We start from the raw sequence: 16,238 nt of genomic DNA on the forward strand, positions 1-16,238 counted from the left end.
TCAGACAGGCCACTTTTGTCAGTGATGCATCACGCTTTGTCCACTTTACGACAACTCCGTTCGATTGGTACCAATAACACACGGGTTTAAATTACTAATATTTTGTTTTTATTGATTATTTATTAAAAACCCTCGAGGCACAGCGCTTGCAGTAGCCCCTCTATGGAGTGATGTAACTTGGTAAGGAAGCCCTATGAACATAGAAACCACTCAACCAAATAACAAAATAAAACATTTTATTGGTCGAGATACTCAAAAACGCATTGAAGATCATCCCTGCTATTCAAAGAATGCCTCACAATTTGCTCGTATTCACCTGCCCGTGGCGCCGGCGTGTAATATTCAGTGCAACTACTGCAACCGTAAGTTCGATTGCAGTAACGAGTCCCGTCCTGGTGTGGTCTCCAACCTTCTGGAACCCATCGCAGGCCTTGCCCGTTTTCATAGCATTAAGCAAAGGATGCCCAATTTAACCGTTGTTGGAATTGCCGGTCCCGGAGATGCTCTGGCAAATCCCCAACAAACCTTTGCCACATTACGCTTAATTCAAAAGGCCGACCCAAGTATCAAGCTGTGTATCTCCACCAACGGTTTGATGCTTGCCGACTACGTCGACGCACTAAAAGAGATTGGCGTGGACCACCTCACCATCACCATTAATGCTGTCGACCCGCATATTGGCGCACGTATTTATCCGTGGATTTATTACAACCACCAGCGCCACTACGGTTTTGAAGCCGCGCTTATTTTGCTTAAGCGCCAACTGCTGGGCTTAAAACTCGCGTATGAAGCTGGGTTATTGGTCAAGGTGAACACGGTACTTATTCCGGGTATCAATGATCACCACATCTCGGCGCTGTCCGAAGAGCTAAAAAAACACGGCGCGTTTTTGCATAACATCATGCCGCTGATTTCTGAACCTGAGCACGGCACTTTTTATGGTTTAAACCACGTGAAAGGGCCCAATGAAGAACAAATCGCCTTAGCACGATCAGCATCCTCCCTGACAATGCCGCAGATGAGCCATTGCCAACAATGCCGTGCAGATGCCGTAGGAACATTAACCGAATCAGGCAGCGGCGGCTGCAGTTCAAAATCCACAGAGAACAACAATCTTTATCGGGTTGCTGTCGCCACTAAAGGTAGCCAAGTGATTGATACCCATTTTGGTCACGCCACAGGGTTTGATATCTACGATATTGAAGGTAATGACATCCGTTTTGTTGAACATCGTCAGGCCAAGCAGTATTGCCACGGTGAAAGTGAATGCCGTGATGATGAAGAAAGCACAACGCTGTTTGAAGGGCTGAGTGACTGTGCAGAATTACTGTGTGTGCGCATTGGTATTACCCCTTGGAAATCGCTCGAAGAACATGGCGTTAAACCCAATGTCGATTTGGCGTATATGCACGTCGAACAAGCGCTTGGCATCATTGCCGATGAACAAATGAATCAAGCCAGTGACCCCACTCATCAGCAAGCAGGATAAGCAAGGAGCAAAAATATGGATATGACCATCACCGATTTATGTACGGGTTGCCACGCTTGCCACAGTGTCTGCCCTAACAAAGCCATTTATAAGCGAGTCGATGAGGAAGAAGGGCCATTATTCGCGATTCACAGCAAACGCTGTAATGGCTGTGTTGGGCTGTATGACGATAAGCAGTGTGCCAGCATTTGTCCCGTTGAAGAAGCCATATTGTTTCAAGGAAAGCCACTGAATCCTAAAGGCAGCTTAGCGCCCATCGCCTCACTGAGGCCTTTTTTTGATTCACTTCGCGCCCAGCATGCCATGGGGGAATAAAGTCATCTTACCGCGCGGCTCAACAACCAAGCTTCAAGGAGGAAGTATGGGAACTCAACTTTGCTCTGTCACTGAAATCAGTGATTATCGCTATCATGAACAAAAAATCTGGAAAGCGCTGATTGGCGGCTTTATCACCGGACGCAGCGCGCTACCTCCGGCGATGGGGCTTGACCACGCGGTATTCAACACCTTAAAAAATCAAATGCTCGATGTGGGTATTTTTGAAGTGAGCGAGCAGCAAAAAGCGCTGCACCAACAAACTCAGCAGTTATTTGCTGATCTCATCGAAGCGCGGAGCGCGGAGCGTGATGATTTGTACTACCTACTGATCGAACATGCTGATACCGATTTACGATGGTATAAGGAAGTGGCGTGGGTGCTGGCTAATGCCAGTATGAGTTCTTACCACTTATGGCAAAGCTTAGGGTTGGATGAACGCCCTACTCTCGGCAAATTGATTGCTTTCTATTTTCCCACCCTGCACGCTGGTAACGTCAACAATATGCGCTGGAAACGCTATTTCTATAAACAGTTGTGTGAACGAGGGGGGGATTATTTATGTAAGGCTCCCAACTGCAGTCAATGCAGCAGTTTTAAGGAATGTTTTGTGTAGTCGTATCTTGATGAATATAAAAAGCCAATCTAATTTTAAGAAACCTATTGCTTAATTAATTGGTTTGCTCATGGCGTTTGGAGTCATTCGTTTGCGTTGGTTTTCTAATTTAACCATTAAAAGAAAACTACAAATTTTATCTTTGCTCTTTATGGCCATTATTAGCGGCCTAGTCAGCTATACGGTACTTGAGTTAACGCAGCAAGAAAGTGATGGCATGGTGATCAACATTGCTGGTCGCCAGCGCATGCTGACACAAAAATTCGCCAAAGAATTTCTTGTTGCCAATGAAATTGCAGCATTAACCAACCGCCAAGCTGATTATTCAGCGATGGACAAAACCAAACAGCTGTTTGATGTCTCACTGACTGCGTTGATCAATGGTGGAAAAACCTATCTTGATCCGGCGATGACGAAACCCATAATCCTTCCTCCAGCGCCAGACGCCGTCATTGATCAACTGCAACAAGTACAAACCTTGTGGAATACTCAACAAGACATCATCAAAAGAATTCTCGAATCTTCTCCTTCCTTAGAGTTACTAGATGAATTGATGACCATCAATTTGAAAACGCTCACCACGATGAACGATGCGGTGATTCAATTGAGTGTCTCGTCTCATCAAAAAATCGCCGACATGGAACGCAATCAAGTTATTCTTTGCTTCATTGCATTGGTTATTGCCATTTTCATGGCCAGTCAAATCGCAAAAGGCATTACTTCTCCGATCCTTGCTGCGGTGCAAACCACACAACGCATTGCCAATGGCGACCTCAAAGATTACCAGCAACCTAGACATACGGACAATGAAGTTGGCGCCCTAACAAAAAACATCGAACAGATGCGCATTGCACTGCATGACGTAATTAATGTTGTCCAAGTTAATAGCCGCCAAATGTCACATTCTGCTCATCAGGTTTCCGATGTGTCATTGGAAATTTCATCCAGTAGCAAGCTTCAGCAACAAGGTTCAAGTGAAGTGCTTTCGGCCATCGACTCCCTGCTAGAAACCTCTAACGTAGTGAGTGATAACATTGCTAATACAACCAGTTTCTCCCAAAGCACCCTAACTACCGCAGAACAAGGGATTGTCTTAGTCAATGAAAATATTAAGCAGCTGAGTGCTGCGGTTGGGTCTGTGAATAGTACGGCACAGCAGATGGAAGAGCTTAAAAACTTCACTGTTCAAATTAATGACATTACGGAGTCTATTCACAACATTGCCGACCAGACGAATTTACTGGCATTGAACGCGGCAATCGAAGCAGCGCGAGCCGGTGAGCAAGGTCGTGGCTTTGCGGTGGTGGCAGACGAAGTTCGTAATCTTGCGGCAAGAACCTCAAGTTCAAGTCGCGACATCTCAGATTTGATTACTCAGTTAATGGAAAAAGTCGAAGCGTCGGTCAATTCGATGCATCAAGTGGTTAACTCCGTCCACCATTCTCAAGAAACATCAGAGAAAACGGTAGAAGCGTTCACTTCAATGTCTGAAGGTATTGGTAAAACCACCCACGATATAGATGAAATTTCTCGGTTTAACCAAGAGCAGGTGCAAAATCTCGAATACTTAGATCGTAAGCTCAAAGATTTATTGACCGTGCTCGAAGAGAGTACCAATAAGGCAAGAACCACTTCCATGGTCGCCAATGACCTTTACCAGATATCAGAGCAACTGGATCATCAGTTACAAGGTTTTGTCACCGAGCAAAGTCACTCTCTGACTCCAAAAGATAACGAGAAACGTAAAACGCCACGTGCCGATAACAAAATTCGAGTCTTACTCGCTCAGAATCACCTCACTTCAGAAGGATTGACCAGCGATATCAGTATGGAAGGCATCAAGATTCGTTGTGCTGAGCAGTTCGATAAAAATCAACGTATTGATGTTGAGCTCCGTTTACCCGATGAAATAAAAACCGACGCTTCGCTCAAGCTGACGACCAAACTTATGCACATGGAGCCAATAAATGATTATTTCTCTTATGGGCTTAAATTTACTCACCTCTCTTCGTCAGACTCTGAGCAACTAAAAGCTCTGTTTAAATATTTCAAGAAACCCTATAAATACAATCAGTAATGCCTTCCTCGATGAGGTTCATGGCGAAACCATGAACCTCATACAAACCAAAGCCTCTGGCGTCAATAAGAGACTTGGCACAACATTTCCACTAACCCTCAGCAAACTTGAATAACGCCTCACCCGTTAAGCGGTAAGTTCGCCACTCCGATTGCTCTTTGGCGCCAATATACTGGTAGAAATCAATTGCAGGCTGATTCCAATCCAGAACCGACCACTCGAAACGCCCACAATGTTGCTCAACAGCGAGCTTAGCGAGAAACTGCATGAGGCTTTTGCCCGCCCCCACTCCACGATGGGCAGGAGTAACATAAAGGTCTTCCAAATAGAGACCATTTTTCCCAAGCCAGGTAGAATAGTTGAAAAAGTACACCGCGTAGCCAATCGCTTGCCCATTGTGTTCGCAAATCAAAGCCTTCGCCGTGGCTTGCTCAGTAAACAGACTATCAATAATATCTTGTTGTGATGCTTCGACACATTCTAATGCTTGTTCATATTCCGCCAATTCTTTGATAAACCCGAAGATGGTTCCAGCGTCATCAGCCGTTGCTGGTCTGATATTCATCGTTAACTTCCCTTGTGTTTTCATGTTGATTCGCAGTATATAAGGAGTAGCGACATGATTTAAGTGCATTATTTGCACGTGATAACTGCACAAGGTTCATAATGAAAATTGAGAATCTCGACCTGAATTTGCTCAAAGTTTTTTACTACGTTTACACCACTCGCTCAGTAAATAGGGCTGCGCAACAGCTTAACATCAGCCAGTCCGCATGCAGCCACAGTTTAGCGCGTCTCCGTGAACGTCTTGATGATGAGTTATTTATTCGCGTGAACCAGAATATGGTAGCGACACAGAATGCCGAGCGTTTGGCTCAATCCGTACTTCCTGCGATGAGCCTGCTTCAAGACGGGTTACAAACTTCCGTCAGCTTTAATCCAGATGTTGGTGAGCATCAATTCGTCATTTGCGCTACCGACTTCATCACCTGGGTGGTGATGCCAACATTGACGACGTATTTAGCGAATCACTACCCCAATATTAAGATTCGCGTGATTCAAGGAGAGCACAGAATTCCGTCACAACAACTTGAGTCTGGCGAGATTGACCTCGCACTAGGGTTTGACCATGACATTGAACAATCCAATTCAATAGATAACGCGGTGTATTATCGTGGGCCTTACTGCATTGCAATGGATGAGAATCACCCTATTTCGCGCAATCAACAAACATTAGATCTTCACCACTACCTCAGCTATTCACATGTTTTGGTGACACCTTGGAATGAATCGCAAGGAATTGTTGATCGCACGCTTGCTAAACTTAATAAAAAACGCCGAGTGGCCATTGCTCTACCCAGCGTTCTTAGTGCTCCATACCTATTGAAAGGGACCGAATATTTTCTTGCCTTACCGCTTATCTATGCGCAAAGCTTAGGCGATAAATGCGCATTACGTTATCTTTCGCCGCCAATGCCGATTCCGGACTTTCAAATCAAGTTGTACTGGCACAAACTCAAAGCGACCGAACCCAAGCTCAATTGGCTCATTCAGTTATTATTAAGCTTTCACACACCAGATAGTCAGTAGTCAGCCTGAAAAATAGCCGATATTCACCCTAGCTTTTCGACTCGATTCCGCCCCGATTTTTTGGCCTGATATAGCGCCTGATCGGCATCGGCTAATAGCTCTTCAAACGAGGAGTGATTGTCTAAGGTTGCCGCACCAATACTGACTGAAAGATGTAACTGATGGCCTTCAATTTCAAGTTGCGATTCGCTGACCATAACGCGCAGCTCTTCCGCCAGCTTTAGACTCTGCTCAAGCCCAGTGTGTGGCAAGGCAATCGCAAACTCTTCCCCTCCAACACGACCGATGAGATCCGAATGTCGAACATACTTTTGGCAAGTCTCACAGAAATGGCGAAGTGCGGCGTCACCAATAGGGTGCCCGTACCGATCGTTAATCTTTTTGAAGTGGTCTAAATCAAGAACTAATACGGTGAGCGGTTTCTTCTGAACCACACTCACCAACAGTGACTTATTACCAAACTCAAGAAAATAGCGGCGATTGGCGACCCCAGTGAGAGAATCGGTCATCGCTGCCGAATATAGCTCGGTTTGATATTCGACAATGTCGTGTAAATCTTTATTAAGCAACACGCGAGCGAGGACAATCGTGATGATTAAGAAGACACCCAGAATAGCTAAAATGGCCGGAACAAGCTGATTCGTCATACGCTCAATCGACCAATAAAGATTGGCGGTTGGCAAACTCTGGCCGATCCCCTCCAGTTCATAATAGGCATCGTAACTGTCTGACTTGACGAGCGATAACGTAGGCAACTTGAACTGTTTGGTTAACTTAGACAGATACTCAGCATCGATTTGCTTAGCTAAAACTAAATGCGTGCCATCGACAAAAGCTCCGGTTTTCTCGTGGCGAAATGGCTCCACGCTAACCAAATAAGTAGAACCATCAAATTGGGAAAAAAACGCTTTATTCATCAGCGATTGATTACGACTATTAAGCAGTTCAACTTTATCTTTTATCGCAGAAGAGAATAGCGGCTGAATACTCGCCGAATCATAACCTTGTTCGCCCGCTTGTTGACCTAGCAATTCGACCCTGTTGTCAGGGTGTATCAAGGTGACAAAACTCAGTTCGTATGCAGGAATCAAATATTTTTGGTAGGTATCGTATCGCCATTCTGGTGAAGGGTTTTTAACCGTTTTTTCATAACCGCGATCCCAATAGGAATACTCAATATTGAGTTTCAGTAACGCATTTTTTTCATAATTAAAAGCAATGGATACGCGATCATAGGAATCTTCAATCGTACGTCCATCAAGGACGGATAAAAATGAGATCACTAAGATTGCCACGATCATCATCATCGTGACAATCAGCCAGGTAATGGCAGAAATCACTGAGTTTGCAGAGAAGTACTTTTGCTTGAGCACGCCCATTTACCTTCATTCTTTACTCTTAAAAATCATAGACCAAGGTGTGAAAGAGAAGAACATTTACCTAACGAAATTCAACCACTTCTTTTTGACCGTGCTCACTGCGCCATAACATGATCATCAAGATAAAATATCAATAATCGTATAGCGTCCCATAGACCTATGCGACCGCGCGTATTGTAATATGAAGTGCGCAGGATCAATACTGATAAAAAAATTAGTAACAATTAAAATATACTACTTTAAGTTGATATTTGGTTATGTTGTAGCATAAAAAAACCAAGCGCTTTAAAAACGCTTGGTTTCAATTCTAAACAGACAATAAGGATAACAAACCTTATTGGTACTTAATTACCACTCAACACACACTTTACCGAAGTGTTTGCCCGCTTGTTGATGTTCAAACGCCTGCGCTAATTGATCAAATGAGAAAGTGGTGTCAATGACTGGGCGGATATTAGTTTGCTCAAGCGCACTAATAAACTCTTGCTGGTCTTGACGGCTTGCTACAATCAATCCTTGAAGACGTGCTTGTTTCGCCATAAGAATCGAGGTTGGCACATCCCCTTGAACGCCCGTTAAAACACCAATCAATGCAATGTGACCACCCACTTTAACTGATTGAATGGATTGTGCCAGAGTACCTGGCCCTCCCACCTCAACCACATGGTCAACGCCCTGACCCGCCGTCAGATCGATAACCTGCTGTGACCACTCCGGATGCGTTTTATAGTTAATGACCGCATCAGCGCCTAACGCTTTGACCTTGGCTAATTTATCCTCAGACGAGGATGTCGCAATCACGCGTGCTCCCATCGCCTTGGCCAATTGAATCGCTGCGATGGAGACGCCACCGGTGCCCAATGTAAGAACGGTTTCCCCCGCTTTCAGTTGTCCGTCAACCACCAACGCTCGCCATGCAGTTAACGCCGCCGTTGTAATGGTTGCCGATTCGGCATGGCTCCAACCTTTTGGAGCGTGAGTAAACGCACTCACAGGGCGAACGACGTATTCAGCCGCCATGCCTTGAGCGCCATCACCTGGCGTATGCGCAAAGTGTCCAACACCGGCAAACGGTTTACCCGCTTCCCAGTTAGGAAAGAATGTCGAGACGACATTATCACCCACGGCAAACTCGGTGACACCCTCACCGACGGCTTCGACCACACCAGCACCGTCAGACATCAAAATACGCTCGGCTTCTGTTGGCACCGTGCCGTTAGCCACCAGTAAATCATGGAAGTTGAGAGAGCTCGCTTTGATGGCAACTCGAATTTCGCCAGCACCTGGCGAGCCGGGGTCTGAAATCTCACTCAGTGTAATGTTATCTAAACCACCCGGTTGAGTTAGCGTTAATGCTTTCATAAAACCTTCCTTCTCTTGTCTTGATACACGTTATTTTACGCAACCAATATGGACTTGGTGAATTAACTCTAACGTAAGATAAAAGCCAGCTCAATGTATGACAGAATCTGCTCGAATCATTGCCTATCGTGATGCAGCACACCACACATTCTTATAACGAAATCCTGTCAATTTCCTAATGAACGGAGAAGAAAACTCAAACACTATACCCATACAATAAAGAGGGCTATCACTTAGTAAAAAGCCCAAATTCGGTATGTGATGAGTATATGAGAATAGAATATTACGATGCGCTCAGCCGCTTCTTTCATTGGGTCATGGCGGCGGTGATCATCTACGCCACCATCGCCGGGTTTGGTATGCATTGGTTTGAAGACAACATTCCAGTCCACGCCTTTCTGTCGGAAGTCAATATGTCACTAGCGACCATAGGTGCGGCGTTGTTTGTCGCTCGCTTTGTGTGGAAATATTTTCGAATCGAACCAGTGCGCAGCTACGAACTGGCTAGACACCAAAGAAGCTTGGCGAAGATGACACATGCATTGATTTATTTTGCCATGTTTGTGGTGTTCTTTAGTGGCTTTTTAATGCTCGAAAAACCCTATCGCTTTTTCTGGCTATTTCAAATTCCCAATCTGATTACAGACGCAGCAATTAATCATTTTTTCTTGGTCATGCACCGCGCAGCCTGTATCGGATTAACCTTCATCGTACTAGCCCACATCGCCGCAGTGGTAACTCACCAACTGAGGCGCAAAAACGTCTTAGAAACCATGCTACCAAAACATGACATGATTTAAGGCCATCAATATTGATGCGCTATCGGCTCGGCAACATCGAATTCCCCCATTGATAGCGCATCCTTTTCTCACTCTATCAACTCTGGGTGATACCACCATTTATCCTCAATGGCTTTAAACTGCTTGGTAAGATTGGGCGTCTCAATGTAAATAGGTTGTCGCTGATTAAGATTCGCGCGCTCAAATGCATTACGGGAAAAAGGATGCGATTGCAGTAATGACAGTAGACTGCCATCCTCTAATGCCCTGTCCAACCCTTGTTCAATCGCCTGTTTCAGTTTGAGTCGATCTTTTCTCACATAGAAAAAACGCCCGAATGGATACACTAACGTTATTGCGTCATCCACTTGTAACGCACTGTCTTGTGACGTGAATTGCTGCAGAAGCTGATAAGCTTCATTCGCGCCTAATGGCAACAAATCAAAGCGTTTGACTTCCATCATACTGATCAGATTATTTAATTTGGCGGTAGTGATCACCGTTAGCCCGGCATGTCGAAGAATATCAACGTCGTTCCAGCCGTTGCCCTGCCCGAGCACAAAGGCTTTAAGCTGTTCTAACGTCTTCACGCTCGCGAGTCGTTCAGCATTATCGCGGTGCACAATAAACACTCGCCAACCGCTAATCCCCATATCAATCGGACGATAAATGATGTCAAAGCGATCGGCCACTTGCGGTAAGTAACCCCCATCCATCACATCAATTTCTCCCTGCTCGAGCATTAATTGCATGCGAGTCGCGGTCACTTCACGGCTATCAAACCGTACTTGGTAATCTTGCCCCGATTTTTCCAATGCCAGTGTTAAGGCAGCATAACCAAGGCTCCCCGTCCCTAACCCAGATAAATTGGGGTAAACCACCTCTTGCGCCGCACTAATACTGGCACTCACTCCAATCAGCCAACCGAGAACCCACGCTCGCCACATACTGTATCACCTTATCACCAAGAGACTCATCTCAGTGTAGCCGATAAGGGCAAGCTCAATCATATCGTGCAGGCACAGCGATCACTCACGATCGCTATGATTACTTAATCGCACTTTGACTGCGGCGGCGGATATTTTCTATCCATTGCTTTTGTAAGTAACGCTGCGCTCGCTCATTGTGAAGCTGTTCAATCGAAGGCAGTGCTTCTTCAAAGTTTGCTACCCGTGCTGCTTTCTCTTCATGACAAACCACCAAATGGAAACCAGCTTCCGTTTCAATCGGCGCACTGACGATCTGCTTTGGCAACCATTGCAGCACCGCTTCGATTTCGCCAAACAGTTTCCCCGCCTCGCACCAGCCAAGCTCTCCGCCTTCCAGCGCACTCGGACACTCTGAGTTTTTCAAAGCCAATTGACCAAAGTTGTCCACCGTCGCCTCGCGGTACAGCTTTTTAATACGACTTTGCACGACCGGACGAGTGTTCTCACTAAAATCGTTATTCACCGTGATCAAAATATGGCTGATGTTCCACATCCGTGAGCGTGAGAATTTCGCCAGATTTTTAAAATAGTATTGACGCGCCATATTCATATCCATGGCTGGAACATTGGCGGAAACATTGGCTAGCACTTGTTCACACAGCAAGTCTTCTTGAAGACAGGCTTTAATGCTGGTGCGCGTTAAACGGTGTTTATTCATGGTTAGCTGAAACTGCGTTGCGTCACCACTTTGTTCGATTAACTTCGCAATCGCCTCTTCGACTTGATGGTCACTGATGTAAATCAGTGCGGATTCCGGACTATGGCAAATCAAATTCTGAATATCTGACAGCGCTTTGGCATCGACCATGAGTTTACTGTATTCGCTGCGGCTCAACTGGTCTGGGTTGACCCCGAATTGGTCGAGCGCGAGTTTAATCAGCAAATATTGTTGACGCTGTAAGGTAAACTCTTCCTCGTTATTGTTGATGGTGGTATTCATGCTCTACCTCATTGCATTACTGAAAGGGAATATCGGCGGAATCAAGCTTGCGGATCGCCTGCAAATCCAACCAAACCCAAAACTGATTGATAAGCACCTGAACTTTGACTTTGCCGCTGGCAAGGTCGCGCTCAAAGTCGACCACTTCGACTTGCTGACCTTTATTGGCAAAAACCTCGCCCTGATGTGCCAAACTCTGATTCAGCGTGACCTGCTCTGTGCGATAAAAAGGGTTGGGCTGCCAAGTCAATTGTGCATCGATGACTTCCTTGTTACGCACGCCAATCGAGCGATCCAGCTCAGGGAAGTAGACTTGGTAAATCACTTGATCTTGAAGAAAGTAGCCGATGCTTCTCACAACGCCCACGGCTCCAGCTTCAATCAATAATTCCCCTTTTTCTTTTCCATACACCGAGCCATCATTGCGAATATCCCGCACGACACGTACTTCATCGCCAATATCGAAGCGAATCATCTCCTCATCCACAAGCGCCCTCCTCTGAAGGTTCGCAGTCATGGCACCCGCCGCAGCGCATGGCTAGCGCCGGGGCCGAGTCACCTTTAATTGCGCCACAATAGGCTTTGATAAGGGCTTGTTGATATTGACGATAAGTCAGTGCGTGGCCATCGTCAGGTAACATAGCTTGGAACAAGCGCAGTAAAGGAACCCGTTGCTTGTTCATGATTTTGGGGTCGTATCCCACCCCAAAATAATCAAAGAAATCCTCTATCGACAGCAGATCATCGATGGTTTCTAGATCAACGATGTCATCCATAATTTATGCTCCTTTACGCAACGGCAACGGCTTGTTCTAGCAATTGACATAACTCCGCGTCAGAAGGAATCCGCTTATTCGCTTCACTCCAGCACCGCAACGCTTCCAAAAATCGAGGCTGCTGCTCCTCACTGACCGAGATTCCACGCTGATGCAGCAGCTCAATCACCGCTTTACGCCCAGAATGTTTCCCCAGCACCATTTGGTGATGCCGTCCTACCAACTCTGGAGCAAAGCCTTGATAGTTAGCGGGGTCTTTCAGCAACCCATCCACGTGAATGCCAGATTCATGCGTAAAGACGTTATCGCCGACAATCGATTTATGCCCAGCGAGCTGCAAGCCTGAAAGTTGTTTTGCCAAAGAGCAGAGGGCTGGAAGCTTATCAAGCGCAACGCCCGTTCTTGCGTGACGCATCACCGACGTCGCCACACAGACTTCCTCAAGGGGCGCGTTACCCGCGCGTTCCCCCAGCCCAATTAACGTGGTATTGACGGAATGAACCCCAGCTTGAATCGCCGCTAAAGAATTGGCGGTGGCCATGCCTAAGTCATTGTGCGCGTGCATCTCCCATTGAATACTGGCGTGAGAAACGAGGTGATGCACGCGGCTAAAGGTTTCAAATGGGTCTAGAACACCGAGCGTATCCGCAAAACGCATTCGGCTTGCGCCAGCAACTTGCGCCATGTCAGCCATAAACAACATGTCAGACATTTCAGCACGCGAGGCATCTTCAAAGCCCACGGACACTTTAAATCCATGCTGTACAGCAGAGCGCACCACATAATCGATGCGCGCCAATACTTGGCCCAAAGTTAACCCCAGTTTATGTTTCTGCTGTTGGCGAGAGGCCGGAATCGACAAGTTAATCCAATCTAACCCGAGATTGAGACTGGCATTGAGGTCATCCATCGACATCCGCCCCCAGCCCATCAATTGGCTTTCTTTCACCGCATCTCGAACCGCAAGCATGGTTTGACGCTCATGGTCACCCATTGCAGGAATACCAATTTCTAGCTCACCGACCCCTGCGGCACTCAACTGAGTGGCGAGTTGTACTTTTTCTTCCAAGCGAAACGCGACGCCAGGGCTCTGTTCGCCATCTCTGAGCGTGGTATCGTTGATCACCACTTCACGTAGGTCAGAAAACTCTCCATGTTGTAATAACGCCTTATCCATAATGCGCTCCTCCATTTGTATCGAATGTGCGTTGAGTGATGCCTGAACGCAAATCTTCGAAGTTATCTCTCAAACAGACTTGGTGTACACCAGCCCATGATTAGCCGTAAACGGGTTCAAATGATTGCAAATCCCCTTGTTGTCGCTCGTTATCCCAATAGGGTGACAAGGTACGTAAGCGTTCGACTATCGGTGGCAGGGCGGCAATGACGCGGTCAATATCTTGCTCGGTGGTAAACTTAGACAAAGAGAAACGCAGGGTGCCGTGAGCTGCAGTAAACGGAATGTCCATCGCGCGCATGACGTGGGAAGGCTCTAGAGACCCGGAGGTGCATGCCGAGCCAGATGATGCCGCGATCCCGCTTTGATTAAGCAGCAGCAACAGCGCCTCACCTTCAACAAACTCGACCGCGATATTGGTGGTATTCGGAACTCGATTTTCCACATCGCCCGTAATAAAGCTGTGTGGGATCGCGTTAAGTAACTCACGCTCTAGGCGGTCACGCATGGCCTGAATCGATGCGGTGTTGTTTTGCATCGATTCCATCGCAAGCTCAGCGGCTTTACCAAGCCCGATAACCGATGCTGCGTTTTCCGTTCCTGCGCGGCGTCCGCGCTCTTGATGTCCACCGCGTAGCAACGGACGAAAGCGTGTTCCGCGGCGTAAATATAGCGCGCCAACACCTTTGGGGGCATGAAACTTATGACCGGAAATAGACACCATATCAATTGATGTATTGGCGATGGAGTACGGCATTTTTCCAGTCACTTGAACCGCATCCACATGCACTTGAATCCCAAACCCTCTGGCTTGTTTCGCCATTAATTCGACCGGAAATAAAGTGCCGGTTTCGTTATTGGCCCACATCACCGACATCACCGCAACGCGTTCACTTAGCGCATCCTCAAATGCCTCAAGATCAATTCGGCCTTGTTTATCAACACCAATCCAATGAATGGTGTAGCCTTTTCGCTCGAGGTATTGGCACAAAGATAATGTCGCTGGATGTTCGACTACCGTCGTGATGATCTCTTTACGGTCTGGCTGTGCTTCAAGCGCTGAATAAATGGCGGTGGCGGTGGCTTCCGTCGCTGAGGAAGTGAAGACAATTTCTGAGGCATATTGCGCCCCCAGCAAGGCTTGCACTTGCTCACGCGCCGTTTCTATTGCTTTACCCACTTGAGCCCCGACTTGGTGGATGGAAGAAGGGTTACCATAAAACTCATCCAAGTACGGAATCATTGTATCAAGCACTCGAGGGTCAATACGCGTCGTCGCATTGTTGTCCAGATAGCTAAAATCAGCATTATGATTAGGCATGATAAGCCCCCTCTTTCTTATCTTCGACTTGCACTGGATACACGGTAATCGAGCGTTTCAGCTTGAGACTGATTTTGCTTTCAATGCCATGAACCGTCATGCCAGCAAGACCACATCCCGTACATGCACCACGCAATGTGATAAACAGCATGTCATTTTCAAAATCGACAAATTCAATATCGCCGCCATCGGCTTGAATTGCAGGGCGTGCGGTGTCAATCACTTCGTGGATAATCGCTAACTCGCTATCAAGCTGCTCTTGGGTTTGCGCACTGGTGGGCAATGTCGTCACGTCGATATTACGAGCAACGGGCTTGGCCTTTGGCGCTGCGCTTGCCTGAGCAAGGCAATCTTCCAACACCAACTCAATTTTTTCATGGCAAGAAGAACAGCCGCCACCCGCTTTGGTGTAGTTCACGACTTGTTCTAAGGTGGTCAGGTTGTTTTCAGCCACCACTTTACGAATCAATACATCGTCAATAGCAAAGCACTTACAAATAAGCTCGCCTTCTTCATGGTGATCATCAAGCGTTTCACCGCGATAGTCCGCAATAGCCGCTTCCAGCGCTTCCATTCCCATCACCGAACAGTGCATTTTTTCTGGTGGTAAACCATCTAAATAATCGGCAATTTCTTGGTTGGTGACTTTTTTCGCTTCATCAAGCGTTTTACCAATGATAATCGTGGTCAATGCTGAGGATGACGCAATCGCGCTACCACAGCCAAAGGTTTGAAAACCCGCATCTTCAATCACATCGGTGTCTGGGTTAACTTTCAGTGTGAGGCTTAACGCATCGCCACAACTGATTGATCCCACGTCTCCTTTCGCATTGGCGTGTTCGACCACCTTTGCGTTATTTGGGTTAAAGAAGTGCTGCTTCACTTTTTCCGAATAATCCCACATAAGCTCTCCTTGGGTGTCGTGCAGAACAAATCATTTGCTTGCTCTTGTAATGTTCTTACTCCGCTGCAAGGAGCAATCCAGCCTATGCAAAGAATTTAACTTGTTATTAAATAAGCAATTGTTGGATTTAATGTCACAAAAACAACAAGCCTCTGAACTGACAATTGTCGGGAAAGCGACAGTTTGTTGATGAAAAGACGACAAACGCCGCATAAAGCGGCGTTTGTACGTTAAAGTGAGGCAGTAACTAGGCGGTAAACGAGTGACATTTTTTGCTGCACACACTGGCGCACGCCTGACAACCGATACAATCATCACCATTTTTAATCGTCATAACCATCATCACATCGTCTTCGTCATCATCGTCCATGTCAGCTTCAATTAAATCGAACACGTCACGAGAACAGACTTTAAAACAGCGACCACAGCCGATACAGCACTCTTCATCAAGCCCATCAATAAAATGTGGCTTCCACTCACTCCCTCCTCGGGTGTACCCCACGACATTATCCATAATTCTCTCC

At 46.6% G+C, this 16,238-nt stretch carries 17 protein-coding genes; 6 read left to right on the forward strand and 11 right to left on the reverse strand.

Translation table 11 applies throughout. From position 1 onward, the window contains the following. The first annotated feature begins 193 nt into the window (after positions 1 to 193). From nifB to ACFFUV_RS08000, 4 genes are all read left to right on the forward strand, one after another. Positions 194 to 1,489 (forward strand): nitrogenase cofactor biosynthesis protein NifB, encoded by a 1,296-nt coding sequence (nifB, locus tag ACFFUV_RS07985; protein ID WP_390191048.1) that lies wholly within the window; start codon positions 194 to 196, stop codon positions 1,487 to 1,489. Between the two features lie 15 nt (positions 1,490 to 1,504). Further along, entirely contained in the window at positions 1,505 to 1,804 is a 300-nt protein-coding gene (locus ACFFUV_RS07990; protein ID WP_390191050.1) for a 4Fe-4S binding protein, read from the forward strand. 46 nt (positions 1,805 to 1,850) lie between these two features. After that, positions 1,851 to 2,420 carry a nitrogen fixation protein NifQ gene (locus ACFFUV_RS07995; protein ID WP_390191052.1) on the forward strand — a complete coding sequence of 190 codons (570 nt, stop codon included), beginning with the start codon at positions 1,851 to 1,853 and terminating at the stop codon, positions 2,418 to 2,420. Positions 2,421 to 2,490: 70 nt separating this feature from the next. After that, complete coding sequence (locus ACFFUV_RS08000; RefSeq protein ID WP_390191054.1) at positions 2,491 to 4,497, forward strand: methyl-accepting chemotaxis protein; 2,007 nt, start codon at positions 2,491 to 2,493, stop codon at positions 4,495 to 4,497. A gap of 91 nt (positions 4,498 to 4,588) precedes the next feature. On the opposite strand, the gene ACFFUV_RS08005 is transcribed toward ACFFUV_RS08000, so the two are convergent. After that, positions 4,589 to 5,062 carry a GNAT family N-acetyltransferase gene (locus ACFFUV_RS08005; RefSeq protein WP_390191056.1) on the reverse strand — a complete coding sequence of 158 codons (474 nt, stop codon included), beginning with the start codon at positions 5,060 to 5,062 and terminating at the stop codon, positions 4,589 to 4,591. Between the two features lie 101 nt (positions 5,063 to 5,163). Here ACFFUV_RS08005 and ACFFUV_RS08010 point away from each other — a divergent pair, with 101 nt between their 5' ends. Then, positions 5,164 to 6,087, forward strand: coding sequence for a LysR family transcriptional regulator (locus ACFFUV_RS08010; RefSeq protein ID WP_390191057.1), 924 nt, complete (start codon positions 5,164 to 5,166; stop codon positions 6,085 to 6,087). Positions 6,088 to 6,110: 23 nt separating this feature from the next. Here the strand turns inward: ACFFUV_RS08010 and ACFFUV_RS08015 are convergent, their stop codons facing one another. Together ACFFUV_RS08015 and ACFFUV_RS08020 are read right to left on the reverse strand one after the other, a co-directional pair. Further along, positions 6,111 to 7,460 carry a sensor domain-containing diguanylate cyclase gene (locus ACFFUV_RS08015; RefSeq protein WP_390191059.1) on the reverse strand — a complete coding sequence of 450 codons (1,350 nt, stop codon included), beginning with the start codon at positions 7,458 to 7,460 and terminating at the stop codon, positions 6,111 to 6,113. Between the two features lie 354 nt (positions 7,461 to 7,814). After that, on the reverse strand, positions 7,815 to 8,828 hold the full coding sequence (locus ACFFUV_RS08020; protein WP_390191061.1) for a zinc-dependent alcohol dehydrogenase family protein: 1,014 nt from the start codon (positions 8,826 to 8,828) through the stop codon (positions 7,815 to 7,817). Between the two features lie 269 nt (positions 8,829 to 9,097). Here ACFFUV_RS08020 and ACFFUV_RS08025 point away from each other — a divergent pair, with 269 nt between their 5' ends. Further along, on the forward strand, positions 9,098 to 9,628 hold the full coding sequence (locus tag ACFFUV_RS08025) for a cytochrome b (RefSeq protein WP_390191064.1): 531 nt from the start codon (positions 9,098 to 9,100) through the stop codon (positions 9,626 to 9,628). Positions 9,629 to 9,696: 68 nt separating this feature from the next. On the opposite strand, the gene ACFFUV_RS08030 is transcribed toward ACFFUV_RS08025, so the two are convergent. The 8 genes from ACFFUV_RS08030 to fdxB form a co-directional block, all read right to left on the reverse strand. Next, positions 9,697 to 10,554: a transporter substrate-binding domain-containing protein gene (locus tag ACFFUV_RS08030; protein ID WP_390191066.1), complete on the reverse strand. Its 858-nt coding sequence runs from the start codon at positions 10,552 to 10,554 to the stop codon at positions 9,697 to 9,699. A 100-nt stretch (positions 10,555 to 10,654) separates the two neighbouring features. Further along, a complete protein-coding gene (locus tag ACFFUV_RS08035) occupies positions 10,655 to 11,536 on the reverse strand; it encodes a peptidylprolyl isomerase (RefSeq protein ID WP_390191067.1) in 882 nt (293 codons plus the stop codon). Between the two features lie 16 nt (positions 11,537 to 11,552). Beyond that, positions 11,553 to 12,023: a nitrogen fixation protein NifZ gene (locus tag ACFFUV_RS08040; RefSeq protein ID WP_390191068.1), complete on the reverse strand. Its 471-nt coding sequence runs from the start codon at positions 12,021 to 12,023 to the stop codon at positions 11,553 to 11,555. Beyond that, complete coding sequence (locus ACFFUV_RS08045) at positions 12,016 to 12,312, reverse strand: nitrogenase-stabilizing/protective protein NifW (RefSeq protein ID WP_390191070.1); 297 nt, start codon at positions 12,310 to 12,312, stop codon at positions 12,016 to 12,018. The genes ACFFUV_RS08040 and ACFFUV_RS08045 overlap by 8 nt, the downstream gene beginning before the upstream one ends. 13 nt (positions 12,313 to 12,325) lie before the next feature. Then, on the reverse strand, positions 12,326 to 13,489 hold the full coding sequence (gene nifV / locus ACFFUV_RS08050) for a homocitrate synthase (RefSeq protein WP_390191072.1): 1,164 nt from the start codon (positions 13,487 to 13,489) through the stop codon (positions 12,326 to 12,328). A gap of 100 nt (positions 13,490 to 13,589) precedes the next feature. Beyond that, a complete protein-coding gene (nifS, locus tag ACFFUV_RS08055) occupies positions 13,590 to 14,810 on the reverse strand; it encodes a cysteine desulfurase NifS (RefSeq protein ID WP_390191074.1) in 1,221 nt (406 codons plus the stop codon). Beyond that, positions 14,803 to 15,714: a Fe-S cluster assembly protein NifU gene (gene nifU / locus ACFFUV_RS08060; RefSeq protein ID WP_390191075.1), complete on the reverse strand. Its 912-nt coding sequence runs from the start codon at positions 15,712 to 15,714 to the stop codon at positions 14,803 to 14,805. Before nifU ends, nifS begins: the two co-directional genes overlap by 8 nt. A 247-nt stretch (positions 15,715 to 15,961) precedes the next feature. Further along, the gene (gene fdxB / locus ACFFUV_RS08065) at positions 15,962 to 16,228 is read right to left on the reverse strand and encodes a ferredoxin III, nif-specific (RefSeq protein ID WP_390191076.1); all 267 of its coding nucleotides are present in this window, start codon (positions 16,226 to 16,228) and stop codon (positions 15,962 to 15,964) included. Positions 16,229 to 16,238 lie beyond the last annotated feature (10 nt).

The organism is Vibrio olivae, assembly GCF_042428525.1.
In the GTDB taxonomy this organism is placed as follows: domain Bacteria; phylum Pseudomonadota; class Gammaproteobacteria; order Enterobacterales; family Vibrionaceae; genus Vibrio; species Vibrio olivae.

Coding starts and splice junctions, on each gene's coding strand:
- nifB (WP_390191048.1), top strand. CDS start 194: ATGAACATAGAAACCACTCAACCAAATAACAAAATAAAACATTTTATT.
- ACFFUV_RS07990 (WP_390191050.1), top strand. CDS start 1,505: ATGGATATGACCATCACCGATTTATGTACGGGTTGCCACGCTTGCCAC.
- ACFFUV_RS07995 (WP_390191052.1), top strand. CDS start 1,851: ATGGGAACTCAACTTTGCTCTGTCACTGAAATCAGTGATTATCGCTAT.
- ACFFUV_RS08000 (WP_390191054.1), top strand. CDS start 2,491: ATGGCGTTTGGAGTCATTCGTTTGCGTTGGTTTTCTAATTTAACCATT.
- ACFFUV_RS08005 (WP_390191056.1), bottom strand. CDS start 5,062: ATGAATATCAGACCAGCAACGGCTGATGACGCTGGAACCATCTTCGGG.
- ACFFUV_RS08010 (WP_390191057.1), top strand. CDS start 5,164: ATGAAAATTGAGAATCTCGACCTGAATTTGCTCAAAGTTTTTTACTAC.
- ACFFUV_RS08020 (WP_390191061.1), bottom strand. CDS start 8,828: ATGAAAGCATTAACGCTAACTCAACCGGGTGGTTTAGATAACATTACA.
- ACFFUV_RS08025 (WP_390191064.1), top strand. CDS start 9,098: ATGAGAATAGAATATTACGATGCGCTCAGCCGCTTCTTTCATTGGGTC.
- ACFFUV_RS08030 (WP_390191066.1), bottom strand. CDS start 10,554: ATGTGGCGAGCGTGGGTTCTCGGTTGGCTGATTGGAGTGAGTGCCAGT.
- ACFFUV_RS08035 (WP_390191067.1), bottom strand. CDS start 11,536: ATGAATACCACCATCAACAATAACGAGGAAGAGTTTACCTTACAGCGT.
- ACFFUV_RS08045 (WP_390191070.1), bottom strand. CDS start 12,312: ATGGATGACATCGTTGATCTAGAAACCATCGATGATCTGCTGTCGATA.
- nifV (WP_390191072.1), bottom strand. CDS start 13,489: ATGGATAAGGCGTTATTACAACATGGAGAGTTTTCTGACCTACGTGAA.
- nifS (WP_390191074.1), bottom strand. CDS start 14,810: ATGCCTAATCATAATGCTGATTTTAGCTATCTGGACAACAATGCGACG.
- nifU (WP_390191075.1), bottom strand. CDS start 15,714: ATGTGGGATTATTCGGAAAAAGTGAAGCAGCACTTCTTTAACCCAAAT.
- fdxB (WP_390191076.1), bottom strand. CDS start 16,228: ATGGATAATGTCGTGGGGTACACCCGAGGAGGGAGTGAGTGGAAGCCA.